Origin of the sequence: Streptomyces sp. NPDC014727 (assembly GCF_043083485.1) — a bacterium.
Taxonomy (GTDB): domain Bacteria; phylum Actinomycetota; class Actinomycetes; order Streptomycetales; family Streptomycetaceae; genus Streptomyces.
In genome coordinates, this window is record NZ_JBIBYR010000003.1 from 323,014 (window position 1) to 337,742 (window position 14,729).

Annotated in this window: 14 protein-coding genes; 7 read left to right on the forward strand and 7 right to left on the reverse strand. The window is 71.5% G+C overall.

Annotated features, from left to right (window positions below):
• Positions 1-18: 18 nt before the first annotated feature.
• Positions 19-807 (reverse strand): oxidoreductase, encoded by a 789-nt coding sequence (locus ACF1B9_RS07495; protein ID WP_391739592.1) that lies wholly within the window; start codon positions 805-807, stop codon positions 19-21.
• A gap of 222 nt (positions 808-1,029) precedes the next feature.
• Complete coding sequence (locus ACF1B9_RS07500) at positions 1,030-2,283, reverse strand: ROK family transcriptional regulator (protein ID WP_391739593.1); 1,254 nt, start codon at positions 2,281-2,283, stop codon at positions 1,030-1,032.
• A gap of 190 nt (positions 2,284-2,473) precedes the next feature.
• Here ACF1B9_RS07500 and ACF1B9_RS07505 point away from each other — a divergent pair, with 190 nt between their 5' ends.
• Together ACF1B9_RS07505 and ACF1B9_RS07510 are read left to right on the forward strand one after the other, a co-directional pair.
• Positions 2,474-4,705, forward strand: a complete 2,232-nt coding sequence (locus ACF1B9_RS07505) for an alpha-N-acetylglucosaminidase (protein WP_391739594.1) — start codon at positions 2,474-2,476, stop codon at positions 4,703-4,705.
• Positions 4,706-4,857: 152 nt separating this feature from the next.
• Positions 4,858-5,097, forward strand: a complete 240-nt coding sequence (locus tag ACF1B9_RS07510; protein WP_351082184.1) for a hypothetical protein — start codon at positions 4,858-4,860, stop codon at positions 5,095-5,097.
• A 164-nt stretch (positions 5,098-5,261) separates the two neighbouring features.
• Here ACF1B9_RS07510 and ACF1B9_RS07515 read toward each other — a convergent pair whose 3' ends face one another.
• From ACF1B9_RS07515 to ACF1B9_RS07525, 3 genes are read right to left on the reverse strand one after another with little or no spacing between them, the layout of a single operon-like run.
• Complete coding sequence (locus ACF1B9_RS07515; protein WP_391739595.1) at positions 5,262-7,919, reverse strand: CHAT domain-containing protein; 2,658 nt, start codon at positions 7,917-7,919, stop codon at positions 5,262-5,264.
• Positions 7,909-8,220 (reverse strand): hypothetical protein, encoded by a 312-nt coding sequence (locus ACF1B9_RS07520; protein ID WP_391739596.1) that lies wholly within the window; start codon positions 8,218-8,220, stop codon positions 7,909-7,911. The genes ACF1B9_RS07515 and ACF1B9_RS07520 overlap by 11 nt, the downstream gene beginning before the upstream one ends.
• A complete protein-coding gene (locus ACF1B9_RS07525; RefSeq protein ID WP_391739597.1) occupies positions 8,217-8,747 on the reverse strand; it encodes a hypothetical protein in 531 nt (176 codons plus the stop codon). The genes ACF1B9_RS07520 and ACF1B9_RS07525 overlap by 4 nt, the downstream gene beginning before the upstream one ends.
• Positions 8,748-8,789: 42 nt before the next feature.
• On the opposite strand from ACF1B9_RS07525, the gene ACF1B9_RS07530 reads away from it, so the two are divergent.
• On the forward strand, positions 8,790-9,143 hold the full coding sequence (locus tag ACF1B9_RS07530; RefSeq protein WP_391739598.1) for a hypothetical protein: 354 nt from the start codon (positions 8,790-8,792) through the stop codon (positions 9,141-9,143).
• Positions 9,140-10,015 (forward strand): hypothetical protein, encoded by an 876-nt coding sequence (locus tag ACF1B9_RS07535; RefSeq protein ID WP_391739599.1) that lies wholly within the window; start codon positions 9,140-9,142, stop codon positions 10,013-10,015. The genes ACF1B9_RS07530 and ACF1B9_RS07535 overlap by 4 nt, the downstream gene beginning before the upstream one ends.
• Positions 10,016-10,210: 195 nt before the next feature.
• Here the strand turns inward: ACF1B9_RS07535 and ACF1B9_RS07540 are convergent, their stop codons facing one another.
• Positions 10,211-11,737 (reverse strand): glutamate synthase subunit beta, encoded by a 1,527-nt coding sequence (locus tag ACF1B9_RS07540; RefSeq protein WP_391739600.1) that lies wholly within the window; start codon positions 11,735-11,737, stop codon positions 10,211-10,213.
• Between the two features lie 271 nt (positions 11,738-12,008).
• On the opposite strand from ACF1B9_RS07540, the gene ACF1B9_RS07545 reads away from it, so the two are divergent.
• A complete protein-coding gene (locus tag ACF1B9_RS07545) occupies positions 12,009-12,185 on the forward strand; it encodes a CsbD family protein (protein ID WP_391739601.1) in 177 nt (58 codons plus the stop codon).
• A 207-nt stretch (positions 12,186-12,392) separates the two neighbouring features.
• On the opposite strand, the gene ACF1B9_RS07550 is transcribed toward ACF1B9_RS07545, so the two are convergent.
• On the reverse strand, positions 12,393-13,541 hold the full coding sequence (locus tag ACF1B9_RS07550) for a PP2C family protein-serine/threonine phosphatase (protein ID WP_391739602.1): 1,149 nt from the start codon (positions 13,539-13,541) through the stop codon (positions 12,393-12,395).
• Between the two features lie 292 nt (positions 13,542-13,833).
• On the opposite strand from ACF1B9_RS07550, the gene ACF1B9_RS07555 reads away from it, so the two are divergent.
• Together ACF1B9_RS07555 and ACF1B9_RS07560 are read left to right on the forward strand one after the other, a co-directional pair.
• A complete protein-coding gene (locus tag ACF1B9_RS07555) occupies positions 13,834-13,989 on the forward strand; it encodes a hypothetical protein (RefSeq protein ID WP_391739603.1) in 156 nt (51 codons plus the stop codon).
• A gap of 174 nt (positions 13,990-14,163) precedes the next feature.
• Positions 14,164-14,613 carry a hypothetical protein gene (locus tag ACF1B9_RS07560; protein WP_391739604.1) on the forward strand — a complete coding sequence of 150 codons (450 nt, stop codon included), beginning with the start codon at positions 14,164-14,166 and terminating at the stop codon, positions 14,611-14,613.
• Positions 14,614-14,729: the final 116 nt, after the last annotated feature.

Here is a 14,729-nt window from a genome sequence, read left to right on the forward strand (position 1 = left end):
GCAACAGGTCGTTCCCCGTCACAGCGTCGTGACGAGTCCTCCGTCGATGACGAATTCCGATCCGGTGACGTTGCCGGACCGGCCGCTCGCCAGCAGCAGTACCAGATCGGCGACTTCTTCCGGCCGGCTGAACCTCCCGGTCACCGCCTGGGCGGCGAACCCCTGGGCGATGTCGTCCGGTTCGCTGCCGGCGACCGCCGCGACGGTCTGCGCGATGCCTCCCTCGCCCAGCCAGAGGTCCGTGGCGACGGGACCGGGGCTGACGGTGTTCACCCGTACCCCGTGCGGGCCGACCTCCTTGGACAGCGCCTTGGAGAAGTTGCTCAGGGCCGCCTTGCTCGCTCCGTAGTCGATGACCGAGGGGTCGGGCAGAAAGGCGCTCACCGAACCGACCGTCACGATCGAGCCGGAGCCGCTTGCGATCAGGTGCGGCAGGGCGGCGCGTGTGGTGCGCACCGCGGTGAGGAGGTTGACCGTCAGCGCCCACGTCCATTCGTCGTCGCCGACGGACAGGAAACCGCCCGCTCTCGGACGCACGGCCCCGACATTGTTGACGAGGATGTCCAGGCCTCCGTACCGGTCGACCGCTTCCGCCACCGGTTCGTCGGCACCGTCGGGCCGGGTGAGGTCCGCCCGCACGAAGTGGACGTCCTCGCGCGCCGTCAGCTCGGACAGCGGTTCGGTGAGGGTCCGGGAGGCCGCGACCACTCGCACGCCTTCGTCGGCGAGGGCCCGTGTCACGGCAAGGCCGATGCCCCGGCCGGCGCCGGTGACCACGGCCGTCTTGCCTGTCAGACGCAGATCCATCACACACTCCCAGCAAACGAACAGCACCGACGAGGGGTTGGGGCGCTCCACCGAGGGGAAGGACGCCGGACCCAGCGTCACCGGGCCCCGCGGTGACGGCACGGCCCGGAGCGCAACGGGGTGACACCGGCCGACCGTCCGGGTGACAGCGGCAGTCGGTACGCCTCCGTCACTCCGCCCGGCGCCGTTCTCCGTCCGCCGGGCACCACCCCCGCCCCGTCGCTACATCACGCCTTGGTGGGTCGTCGTCACACGTTCTTCGGCGACGTTCAGGGCGTGACGCACCGCCCCCAGCGCGACGGCTCGTTCACCGAGCACCGACGCGTTGAGTTCCACCGGCACCAGGGTGCGGGATCGCAGATGCCTGCGCACCGGTTCGAGCAGGGTGTCGCCCGCCCGCGAGACACCGCCCCCGACGACGACCCGGCCCGGATCGAGGACGAGCAGGAGCACGGCGAGTCCGCGGGCGAACCGGGCGGCCACCCGTTCCACCACGTCGACGGCGGTCCGGTCCCCCGCCTCGGCCGCCGCGAAGAGTGGCGCGATGTCATGGGCGGCGCCGACGGGAGCACCGGCCTCCAGGGCCAGCCGGTGAATGGCCTCGGCGCCGACGAGCCGTTCGAACGGCCCCATGCCGTCGGCCGGACGCGGTCCGGGGACCGGGCCGGAATCTCCCATGAGGTCGATGAATCCCAGCTCACCGGCGGCGGCCGAATTGCCCCGGTAGGGGCGGCCGCCGATGACGATGCCGGTGCCGATGCGCCTTCCCCACTGGACGAAGACCAGGCAGTCGGTACGCATACCGGCGTCGTCGCCCCTGCCGGTCGCCGAGGAGGTTGCGGCGCCGCGCCAACGCTCGGCCAGCACCGCGAGGTTGACGTCGTTCTCGATGGACACCGGACAGTGCAGCCACTCGCGCAGCAGCGATGCGGCCGGCAGCCCGGCCCAGTCGGGAATGCTGGGCGCGAGCAGCACCTCGCCCCGCTCCCGGTCGACGATCCCGGGGGTGCCCGCACTCACCGCCCACAGGCTCGACAGCGGCACGTCCGCCTCGGCCGCCGCCGCCGTCAGCGCGGCCCGGACCGTGGCGAACAGGCGCGGCCCGGCCGTACCCCTGTCCACGGCGACCCGATGCGTGGCCAGCACCTGGCCCGCCAGGTCCGCGATCACCACCAGCACCTTGTGCGGGCCGATGTCGACCCCCGCGACGTGCCCCGCCTCGGCGCGGAACCTGGCGTACTGGGCGGGCCGACCGAGCTGTTGTGGTCCGACGGCTGTGGTGAACTCCACCAGTCCGCAGTCCCTCAGTTCGCCCAGGGCCCTGGTCACCGCGGGCCGTGACAGCCCGGTGAGCGCGGCGAGGTCGGTGACGCGGGCGGTGGGGGCGTCCCCCTCCCGCAGTGCGGCCAGGACCGCGGCGACGTTCATCCGGCGCAGGACGTGCGGGCCGGTGGCTGCCGCTCTGTGGACTGACATTGTGTCAACTCCCTTGCAGGACCCCCCTGTCGGCACTCTACCCAGTGCTTCGAGAGCGCGGACGGGCGGCGCTCTTGACGGTCACGGCACGGTCCGCCCATATTAACGAATGCTCCGTTAGTAAGTCTGATGCGCGCCCGCTCCATGTACTCGGCAAACCTCCGCATCCCTTCGTCGGACGAGGTCAACGTTGAGAAGCCTCAGATCCTGGATCGTCGTCTGCACGACCGCCCTCACGGTGCTGGCCGCGGTGTTGAACGCTCCCGCCGCTCCCGCCGAGGCGGCTCCCCGTGGCGGACCCGTCTTCGCCACCGGGCCGGCCGAGGCGGCCCTGCGCCGCCTTCTCCCCCGGCACGCCGGGCAGTTCGACCTCGTGGCGGTGGACCGTCCCACGTCCGGTGACTACTTCGCCGTCTCCGGGACCACGGGCCACGTGCGGGTTCGGGGGACCAGCCCCGCCGTGCTGCTCAGCGGAGTCGACTGGTACCTGAAGTACACGGCGAAGGTGGACATCGGCTGGCCCGGTGACAGCACGTCGAGACTTCCCAAGAGGCTCCCCGCGCCCGTCGGCACGGTCCGCCGGGACGCCTCCGTGCCGCACCGGTTCGCCCTCAACGACACGGACGACGGCTACTCCGGCGCGTACCGGGACTGGGCCTCGTACGAGAAGCAGATCGACGTCCTGGCCCTGCACGGCGTCAACGAGGTGTTCGTCCAGATGGGCGCGGACGCCGTGTACTACGACACGTTCCAAGAGTTCGGGTACGCGAAGAAGGACCTCGCGTCCTGGATTCCCGGTCCGGCGCACCAGTCGTGGTGGCTGATGCAGAACATGTCCGGCTTCGGTGGCCCGGTCGGCGAGAAGCTGCTGGACCGGCGCGCCGCGCTCGGCCGCAGGATCGCCGATCGGCTGCGTCTGCTCGGTATGACCCCGGTCCTGCCCGGCTACTACGGCACGGTCCCGCCCGGGTTCACGGACCGCAACCCGACGGGCCCCGTGGTACCGCAGGGCGACTGGGTCGGTTTCGAGCGGCCGGACTGGCTGGACCCGCGCGGCGAAATGTTCCCGAAGGTCGCCGAGGCCTTCTACCGTCACCAGAGAAGGCTGTTCGGTGACTCCGCCATGTACAAGATGGATCTGTTGCACGAAGGCGGCAGGCCGGGCGATGTACCCATCGCGGACGCGGCTCGGGCCGTCATGAACGCTCTGCAGACCGCGCACCCGGGCGCAACCTGGGTGCTGCTCGGCTGGCAGAGCAATCCGTCGACGCAGCTCATCGACGCGGTCGACAGGAGCAGGCTGTTCATCGTCGACGGACTGGCCGACCGCTACAACGGCCTGGACCGGGAGGCCGCCTGGCACGGCACGCCGTACGCCTTCGGAACCATCCCCAACTTCGGTGGTCACACCACGATCGGGGCCAACTCCGCAGTCTGGACAGCCCGGTTCAACGAATGGCGTACCAAGCCGGGCAGCGCGCTCCGGGGAATCGCCTACCTGCCGGAGGGCACCGGCGGCAACCCCGTCGCATACGAGCTTTTCACCGAACTCGCCTGGCAAAGCGCTCCTTCCGACGACGCGGCCTGGTTCGCCGACTACGCGGAACGCCGCTACGGCGGCGCCGACCCGCATGCCGCCAAGGCATGGGAACTGCTGCGGGCGGGCCCCTACAGCACGCCGTCCGGCACCTGGAGCGAGTCCCAGGACAGCCTGTTCACCGCACGCCCCGCACTGACCGCGGGCTCCGCGGCCAGCTGGAGCCCGTCGTCCATGCGGTACGACGCGTCGACGGTGCAGCGGGCTCTCACGGAGTTGCTCCAAGTCGCCCCCGAACTGCGGAAGTCGGATGCGTACCGGTTCGATGTGGTGGATGTGGCCCGGCAGGCGCTGGCCAATCGCAGCCGTACGCTGCTGCCCCGGATCAGGTCCGCGTACGAGGAGAAGGACCTTGCCCTGTACCGGCAACGGGCCACGGAGTGGAAGCGGGACCTCGCCCTGCTGGACCGGCTGCTGGCCTCCGACCGGCGGTTCATGCTGGGGCCCTGGCTCAAGGACGCCAGGTCCTGGGGCGGCTCCGATGCCGAGCGGGCCGCCGCGGAGTTCGACGCCCGCTCGATCCTGACCACTTGGGGCCATCGTTCCGGCAGCGAGTCCGGCGGGCTGCGCGACTACGCGAACCGCGAATGGTCGGGACTGGTCCGCGATTTCTACGCCGAACGCTGGACGCTCTACCTCGCCTCCCTCGACACGGCCCTGACCACCGGCCGGCCCCCGGCCGCGATCGACTGGTTCGCACGGGACAACGCCTGGAACCTGGAGCGCAAGAGCTACCCGGTGAAGCCCACGGGCGACCCGGTCGCACTGGCCGACTCCGTACGCGTGGCCCTTGCGGCGCCCCTCGCGCCGACTGCCGTCCGTTGATCGACCGACCCCCGTGCCCCCGGCGCCGTTCGATTCCATCGCCCCGGACCGCACCTGCTCCACGTTCCGCCGCCGGACGGCGCCACGGAAGGCCGTCCGGCGTGACACAGCTCACGACTATTCACGTATTGCGCAACCATTAAAGTGTAGACATGGATGCCGATACCTCCGACACTCAGGCGAACCAGCAGATCGCGATGCTCGACGGCGGCCCCGCACACGGGCTGCGCATGTGGGTCACCAGCCGGCCACCGGTGGTTCAGGTCACCTGGCCGTGCGAGGTCGAGGCGCCACCCGAGGGCATGCGGGTGGAAGCCCTGTACGTCTATCGACTCGACCCTCGGGCGAAGGAGCAGCCGCTGCGCTACGGCTTCGACGGGGCCAGCCCCTGACGGTCCCCGGCCCGCGGACCGGCACGCACCGGGAGTGAAGGGACCGGGCCGGTCGCGGACACCCGTTCACCAACAGTGCCCGGTCGCGGCGGGTCCCTTCGTCCTGCCCGGCGGACTCCGGCCGAGGGCCGGTCCGCCGCGCAGGCGCGAAGGGACCCGTCCGGTCAGGGTCCGATGTGCTGGTGCGACGCCCACAGCAACGGGCTGTTGCCGGCGTACTCGTCACGAACGCCCCTGACGGCGGCGTGCAGGCGGCGCGCCGGATCCGCGCCGCCGGGCAGTTCCGCGTAGACGTCATCGGCGATCCGGGCGGCCACATCGTCGACTATGGGCCACAGGGTCCCGATCACATGCGAGTATCCGGCCAGCTGGAACGCCGACGAGATGTGGATGACCTCGTCGGACAACACCTCGCCGCCGCGCGCCGTACCGCAGGCGGACAGATAGGCGAAGTGGGCGTCCGGGATGCGCAGCCGTCCGATGTCCACGACGGACAGCGCTCCCCCAGCCAGGGCCAGTCGGCTCGCCGAGGGTTCGCCGACGTCCGTGGTGGCGTGGCAGGCGATGTGGACCCAGGCCGCCGTAGCCAGTTCCTCACGCACGCTGTCGGGGTCGGCCGCCCCGTCCAGCAGCATCCGGGCTCCCGGCAGCCGCGCACCGGCGACCTCGGCCTCCCTTCCGGCGGCGGGCAGTCGGTAGTCGGGCAGGTCCCCGATGGCGACGACGAGCGAGCGGTCCGGTGGCCGGTGCGCGCCGCGGAGTCGGGCGCGCAGCAGCTGGTGCAGCGTGGGGGTGCAGGAGCCGACCACCCGGTCGAACACCGTGCGCCCGTCCCGCGCCGTGTGGTGTCCGGCCGCGTGCACCGGCAGCAGCGACAACTGCCCGGTCGGCAGCCACCAGAGCCTGGGCAGCGGATCGGACGCCGGTTCGAGGCCGAGCGTCTCCAGCACGGGGCCCGTCACCGTGTCCCAGAGCCAGCCCAACAGGCGCGTCACGGACCGGTTCGCGGCCCACCGCAGATCCGGCTCGACGGTCGGGGAACGAATCAGATCCTGGGCCAGGTCCAGAGCGATACGGCGATCCTCTACCGCTTCCGGGGTGAGGCCCGGCAGGGGAATCACCTCTGTTCCGGCGGCCGTGAGCGCGATGGCGTGGCTGCCGAGCCGGCTGACGTTGACCACCACGACAGGGCCCGCGGCCGCGACCTGGGACCGCACGACCTCGTCGACCCGCTCGGGCACCTCCCCCAGCGCATGCGAGAACAGGACGCAACGTCCGCGTTCCAGCAGGTCCAGGGCTTCGGCGGGATCCGCGCCGCGGTTCAGCAGGCAGGCCGCCGCGTCCGAGGCCAGGCCCCCGAACGGCATCAGCTGATACTCCTGGTCGTCCCGCTGCTCCAGTCGCGACACCAGGTCCGGCAACAGGTCGACGGTCAACCGGAACGCCTGCTCGGCTCCGGCGAAGTCGCCTTGTTCCGCCGCCGATCGGCCCCAGCGCTGGCTTGCCAGTCCGCGGACCCTCAGCGGCGCGCCCGGCGTCCTGGCCGCCTCCGCGTACGCCGCCACCGCCCGGTGTGCGTCCGAAGGGGGCAGCGACGCCGCCAGGTCCAGCAGCCGACCCGCTCGGCCGGGGTCTTCGTGCGACGGAGCGAGCCTTACCGGATCGGGTGACAGATCGGCCAGTTCGTCGAGCACGGCGGCCCGCTCGGGGTGTCCGGGCGGGTACGCGTGGGCCAGTTCCGCCGCCAAAAGACCGGCCTCGGCGAGATGTTCGGGCGCGCCACCCTCGGCGCCGTGCCGGTCCCGCAGAGCGAGCGCCAGCCCGGTCATCGCCTCGGCCCGCACGCCGGGCCGGTCGATCGGCAACGCCAGCGCGGCCCGGCAGAGCGCCACCGACTCGTCCAGCACGGGTACATGGGGGCGGCGCAGGAACGCCTGCCGCAACGCGGCGCCGAGCCGGGCCATGCGCAGCGGGCGGTCCCGGTGGTCCGCCGGCGTGAGTTCCAGCGCGGACCGCAGGGCGCCGATCGCCTCGTCGAGCCGCGGTGAGTCGCCGGTGCGCCGGAATCCGTCGAGCCATGCCGCGCTCTGCTCGGTGAGAGCGGCGGCACGGGCCAACGGCCCATCGTTCCTGCAGAGTTCGACCGGGCGCGGGGTGCCTGAGCGGCCCGTCAGCACGTCCCGGTGGGCCTGCATCGCGACGATCCCGGCCAGCGCTTCCGGCCGCGTTGTGACGCCGGAGGACGCCTCCCGGTACCGGGCCAGGGACTCGACCAGCGCGGCCCGGTCGCCCGTGTACTCGTACCGGCAGCGCAACGCGTCGGCCAGGACGAGCAACCGGCGCGGCTGGGACTGCTGGAACGCGAGCGGGTCGAACACCGCGTCCTGCCCGAGCCGGACGGCCATGTCGAGCAGGGGCAGCGCCGCGGTCTCCTGGTAGCGGTCCAGGAACCTGGCCGCGAGGTCGCCGATCGACGTCGCGATGTCGGTCAGCCACGCCCGCGCGACCACATCACGCCAGAGCGCGACCGCGATGCGCAGAGCACGCCGGTCGTGCGTCCGCTCCCACTGCGCCAGCACGGCGCCGCCCAGTTCGCGCAGATGTGCGGCGATGTCGTCCTGGTCCCAAGTGCCGGACGGCGAACGGGAAGCGTCGAATCGGCCCGACACGGGAGCGATCCGGTGCCGGAAGACCTCGGTTTCGGTGTTCTCGCGCAGGATGCGCCGCCACTGGGCCGGGGTCGGATCGACGACCCGCAGGGACGAGCGGTTCAGCTCGTCGACCGCCGCGTCGAAAGCGGCACGTGTCCGGTCAGCGGCCATCGCGGCAGGCCAGGATCAGCCGGACCGGACCGGGGATCTCGTATCCCTCGGCACGGTCGTCGATAAGTGCCAGCAGCCTGAGCGCCTCGGCGAGGTCCCGCTCGGACGTGCTGCCGGCGCGGTAGCGCGCCCAGTACACGGTCCCGCCCACGTGCGCCGCCTCGGCGTCGAAGCCCTCGTTCGGACCGAGGAGGGCGTCCAGCTCCAGGCCCACGTCGAACGCGAGGACGGCTTCCCGGTCCCCGGTGCCGCGGTAGCGCTCCAGCCGTTCCCGAAGGCCCGCCAGCACCGGGTCCGTCATCGGACGGCCGCCAGGTCCTGCCGGACGCCGTCGACCATGGCTTCCAGGAAGTGCCGGGAGAAGGAGTTCGGCGGCTCACCCTCCCTGATCCGCCGCCCGCGTTCGGTGAAGAACGCCGAGTCGGGCATCCCTTCCTGGCCGGCCGGGATGAACTTGAGCAGCTCCTGGTACGCGGCCAGTGCCTCCTCGAGCATTTTGCGCAGCTCGTCCGGCCGGGCACGGACGCGGTCCAGTTCCCCCATGTACGCGAGGGAGATCATGCGCCATTCGCCGGCGTCGATGATCTGCGACGGCTCGGGCCCGCCGTACCGGTCGGCGTGCCGGGGTGCCAGTCCGGGCATCCGGAACACGAACCGGCGTTGCCTGCCGCATCCCGCGCAGCCGAACGAGTGCTCCGACGCGAGCCCCTGGGCGGTCTGGATCGACGCGTGCGTGTAGCCGGTGCTCCCGCTGTGGCCACACTCGCACGGGTGCAGTTCCATGTACAGGTGCGCTTCGGGAATGGACCGGGCGTACGGCAGTGGCATACCGCTCACTGTAGTTCGCGTCAGCCACTAGGATCCATGGATATGAGCGAAGACCGGCACGAAGTCGCCAGGCTCTGCGAGAACTTGACCTTCTTGCGCAAGGAAGCGGAGAGACGCGGTCTCGGTGCGCGGTTGGACGCGATCGTGGCCGCCGCCGCGGCCGGCCGGACCGAGGGCATCACCGCCTTCATGCGGAGTGTCGGCGCTCCGGAGTCGGCCGAAGTACGCAGCCCCGGCGGCATCGTCCACCCGGCGGCCACCGAATTCCGCTTCGGCGTCGATGTGTACGGGTGCCCCGGCGAAGCCTGCAACCGGAGTTGGATCCGGCCGCCGGGGACACCCGTCGAGGTCTGCGCGGTGCGCGGCACGGCACTGCGCCTGCGGCCGACCGCGTGACCGGACTCCTCGTCGAGGTCGGCCGACGGCTGGCGGAGCGCTGGCTCTCCGTCCTGGTGCTCCCCGGCCTGCTGTTGGTCGCGGCGCTGTCGGCAGGACTCCTCCTGGGTCAGGGAGATGCCCTCTCGGCGAACCAACTGGCCGATGCCGCAACCGACATGGCGCGCCGCCTCCAGGCCGACGGCTCCGCCACGGTCCTGCTGACCGGGCTGGCGGCCCTTCTCGGCGCAGGCGCCGCCGGGCTGGCCGCGCAGGGGCTGGGCCGGCTGGTCCGGGCCGTCTGGCTGGGAGACTGGCCCCGGTGGGCCGCCCCGGCCAGGAGCCGTCTGTCTCAAAGGCGGTCGCGGCAGTGGCAGCACCACCAGACGATGCTGGAGGAGGCGTCCGCAGCCGGCCGCGACGCGTCCGGCTTCGCCCGGCGCCGCAACCGGATCAGCCTCGCCCCGACGGTACGGCCGACCTGGATGGGCGACCGCCTCGCCGGCGCCGATGTCAGGGTCTTCGCCGAATACCGGTTGGACCTCGCGGCGTGCTGGCCCCGGCTCTGGCTGGTGCTGCCCGAGGACGTACGCGAGGAACTGCGCACCGCGTCCGGGGCACTCGACGCCGCCGCGGTGCTGGCGGGCTGGGCGGTTCTCTACGCGTTCGCGGGTGTCGTGTGGTGGCCCGCCTCGCTCGTCGCAGTGGCCGTCTACGCCACCGGCTGGTATCGGGCCCGGCTCGCTGCGGCGACCTTCGCGGACCTGATCGAGTCCACCGTCGACCTGTACGGCGGCACTCTCTGCACGGCCCTCGGTCTGGCTGCCGCCGAAAGCCCGCTCACTCCGGAACTCGGCGCCGCCGTCACCTCCCGTTGCCGCAAGGGCGCTTGAGCCGTCGCGGGGCGTGATCCGAACGAGAGGCCCTGATGGCCGACCGGCATCGGAGCGGTGAGCAGCGGCGCGCATCCCACGGGGTGACGAGGACCGCTGACCCGGCCGACGGTGAATCCGCACAGCGAGTGTGTGTCCGCCATCGGTCCCTGCCGACGGGACGTCCTCACACCGGCTGGGGTGCGCCGGAGCCACTCAGGCGATCACGGGCCGGTCATCCGGGGCGATCGGCGCCGGGAGCACCGTGGAACCGCTCAGACAGCGATCCGTCGCCGCCGCGACGGACCGCCCCTCCGCGACGGCCCACACCACCAGGGACTGCCCGCGGCCCGCGTCACCGGCGATGAACACCCCGCCCGTCCCGGCTCGGGCCGTCCGCTCGGCCGACCCCGCCGCACCAGCCGTTTCGGCTGTTTCCGCCGCGAAGGCGCCGTTGCGGGCGAAGTTCCCCCGATCGTCCAGCACGAGCCCGAGCTGCCGCATCAGGCCGGTGCCCCGTTCGGGGCCGAAGAAGCCCAGGGCGAGCAGAACCAGATCCGCCGGAATGACCCGCTCCGTCTCCAACCGCGGCCTTCTGTCCTCGGGCTCCACCTCCGCCAGTCGCAGCGCGCGCACATGACCGGAACGATCCCCTTCGAAGCTGAGGGTGGCGGACGAGAAGACTCTCGGATCCGTGCCGCCTCCCCCACGGGCCTCTTCATGAGCATGGGATATCCGATAGACCTTCGGATACACGGGCCAGGGCTCGGTGTTCCGTCGGGTTTCACCGGGCTCGGGATTGATGTCCAGTTGCACGGCGGAGGCTGCGCCCTGCCTCAGCACGGTGCCCAGACAGTCCGAACCGGTGTCGCCGCCGCCGATGATCACCACATGGCGGCCCTCGGCGGTGACGGCCGGCACGTCACGGTCGCCCTCCGTGACCCGGTTGGCCAGGGTCAGGTAATCCATGGCCTGATGGATACCGTGCAGCTCGCGGCCCGGGACGGCCAGCTCCCGCTGCCCGGTGGCTCCGACGGCGATCACGACCGCGTCGTGTCGCACGGCGAGTTCCGCGGCGTCGACATCGCCGCCGACGTCCACACCCGTGCGGAACTCGGTACCCTCCGCCCGCATCTGCTCGATTCGGCGGTCCAGGTGGCGCTTCTCCATCTTGAACGCGGGAATGCCGTAGCGCAGCAGTCCGCCGATGCGGTCGGCACGCTCGTAGACCACGACGGCGTGGCCGACGCGGGTGAGTTGCTGCGCCGCCGCCAGCCCCGCGGGCCCGGAGCCGATGACCGCGACGGTCTTGCCGCTGAGCCGCTCGGGCGGCTGCGGCGGCGCGTACCCGCGTTCCCAGATCTGGTCGGCGATCGCCTGTTCGACATTCTTGATCGTCACCGGGTCGGCATTGATGGTCAGTACACAGGCGTCCTCGCACGGCGCCGGGCACAGCCGCCCGGTGAATTCCGGGAAATTGTTCGTCGCGTGCAGCCGCTCGGCCGCCGCCCACCAATCGCCCTTCCGCGCATACGCGTTCCACTCGGGGATGAGGTTTCCCAGTGGGCAGCCGCTGTGGCAGAACGGTATGCCGCAGTCCATGCATCGCCCCGCCTGCGCGGAAACGAGCGGTAGCCGTGCCTGCCCCGCGTAGACCTCGTTCCAGTCGCTCAGCCGTTCCTGGACGGGGCGCGCCGGAACGGGACGGCGGGGGGTCTTGAGGAAGCCATAGGGATCGGTCATGGGCCCGCCTCCGTCGCTCACTCGCGGTGCACAGGCGTATGGCCAGGCTACGCCTGCGGGCAGGCCCGGCGGGTTCACGCCGTCGGCGCAGGTACAGCCCCTGGGCGGGCGGCGGCACGCCGGTGACCGTCCACGCCCGCCCGTGACGGCCTTCGCACTCGACGGATACCGGCAGGCGCATCCTCTCTCTGGCCGCCTCTCGCACGAGGCGGCCTTGCCCGAGATGTTCTAGTTTGAAATGAGGGAAGAGTTGTCCACCCGAGGAGTCCTCATGGCTCATGGAAGCGGCAAGGACAAGATCAAGGGCAAAGTCAAGGAAACCATGGGCAAGATGACCGGCAACCGCCGCAAGGAGGCCGAAGGCAAACTTGACCAGGCGAAGGGTGAGATCAAGAAGCAGACGGGCGAGGCTCGTGATCGCACAGCGCCCCTGGAGCCGCCCGACTGACAACGCGGCGAGGTGACGTGGCTGTCGTCGTGCGCCCGCCAGGGATTACGGGACAGCCCTCAGGGTCGAGCAACCGTAGCCCCGAGCCCCTGTCCGAGCGGCGGGGGCTCGGCCATGCCCGACACCGCCGTGGTCGGACCTGAGGGACGACGGCCGTGCCCGCCGCGGAACCCGGGGGACCGTACCTCACATCGTCACCACGAGCTGTCAGAAGGAGTGGTCGATCCTGCCACGATGGTGAACCACGCCGGGGACGGCTGCGCGGTGGATCGCGATGACAGCGGCGTCGTCGCCCAGACGCCCGCCGACGTGGGCGAGGAGGTCGCGTCGCAGATGGTTCAGGAGCGCCTCCGGGGAACTCTCCGTCCATCGGGCCGCCCGTTCCTCGAACGGGTAGAAGTCCCCGCCCCGGTCACGCGCCTCGACGACCCCGTCGGTGTAGAGAAGGAGGGTGTCGCCGGCCTCGAAGGGGAACGCGTCGAGGGTGTAGGACGTCGGGCCCATGCTGCCGACCCCCAGCGGGGGCGCGGGATGAAGACTCGGCACGGTGACGGAGTGCCCCGGGCCGAGCACCAGGGGCGCGGGGTGTCCGCAGCTCGTCATGCGGCTGATGTGGTCCTCGTCAGGGATCTCCAGCAACAGGGCGGTGACGAAGGGTTCTCCCGGCTCGTCCTCCGAGTCGAAGTCGGCCTGGTAGCGCGTGACGCTCTGTTCGAGGGCGGCGGCGAGTTCTGGCAGGCCGGTGTGCTGGTGGGCGGCCTCGCGGAAGGCGCCGAGCAGGAGGGCGGCCTCCCCGATGGCGGCCAGGCCCTTGCCCCTCACGTCCCCGATCATCACCCGCGTTCCGCCTTCGACACGGGTGGCCGCGTACAGGTCTCCGCCGATCAGGGCCTCGTCCTCCGCGGCCAGGTACAGCGAGGCGACCCGCAAGGGGCCGATCCGGTCCGGCAGCGGCCACAGCAGGACGTGCTGTGCGGCTTCGGCCACCGACCGCACGCGTGCCAGCTGCCGTCCGCGCCGCTCGCGTATCAGGGCGAAGAGCACGGTCAGCACCGAGAGCAGGGCGATGGCGGTGATCTGCACCAGTACGTTCCGGGAGGACAGCAGGCCGATGTGCAGGCCGATGTACGCCTGGGCCCCCACGGCCAGGAGGCCGATGCCCCCGGTCGGGAGCGGGCCGGCGAACGAGGCGGTGAGCGCCGGCGCGATGACCAGCAACGGCCCCAGATGGATGTCCTGCGGCGCGAAGATGTCCACCAGGGTGATCACGACGATGAGCGTGACGGGAATCGCCAGCAGCGCATGGCTCGGCCGCCATGGTTCTCGCAGATCCGTATACCGTTCACTGACGCCCACGTCTTCCACAGTGCACCGCCCCAGGGCCGCGCACGAGTCGGCCGACGGCGTTCCGGGCCGCTGAGGCCCTCTTCGGCGTGGCGCCGCTCCGTACAGGGACGTTCCCGCCGACGCGTCCTGGACCTGCGGACTGCCGATGCCCTGGCACGCCGGCACGGGGGGCCGCGCGCCGGGAGAGTGTCACCACACGCATCCGCACCTTCACGGAGTGCCCGGTGCGCACAGCCCGGGCCGTCCACCGAATGACGCGTTAGGCTCGTTTTGTGGAGACGTGCCGACCGTGGAGGCGGTCATGAGCGAGATCGACATGTACCCGACTCCGTCCCAGGCCGAGGGCGAGAGGCTCGAAGAGGACAGGGATCCGGCCGAGGAGCGGCACCCCGCCACGATGCGCACCCAGCCGTCACAGGCGGAGGGCGAGCGCCGGGCGGAGGACAACGAGAGCTGACGGAGAAGTGGCATCCGTTCGACGACGACCCGCTACGGGTTCGCCTGGCGGAGGGTGCGTACGCCTTCTTACTCTCCCACTGCCGAACCGAGTGAGCACAGCGCCCCGGAAGGGGCGCTGCCTCGTATCGAAGGCCGATCACCGGTCTCCGAACATGAAGGAGGTGCGCCCGGTATGGATGCGGATCGTGCCGGCCGTCTGGTGTCGGCGCTCCGTGCCCGTGACGTGATGGCCCATGTCGTGGAGGCGGGTGTCTACGAGTTCGGGATCCGCGTCGTCCTCGACGAGGCAATCGAGGCTCTGTGGGACGTCGACGGGGCCTCGGGGCTGGACGCGGAGATCGTCAGCGACGGAGTACTCATCGGCTTTGTGCCCCATGTGCCCGGCTCTGAGAACTTCACCGAAGCACAGCTCGTGGAGAGCATCGCGACGACGCGATATTCGGCGGAGGGGCTCCGCCCGCCCAGCGACACCCCCGCCCCGGCCGGTGAGGCAGCGCCCCCCGACACGTCCGCACCACCGCCCGCTCCCCCGGTCGCCCCGCCGGTCGCCCCGCCGGTCGCCCGCTACCAGCGCCGGGCGCATTGGATCCGTCGAGGCGACAGGAACAGCCCCCGGCACTGACCGGCGCATCGCGGGAGGCGTGGACGCCGCAGGCCCACAGGGCCGGGCCCGGCCGACCCGACGACGAGAACCCCGGACGAACCCGGACGGCGTGGCCCGTCCCCGATTCGGCCCGC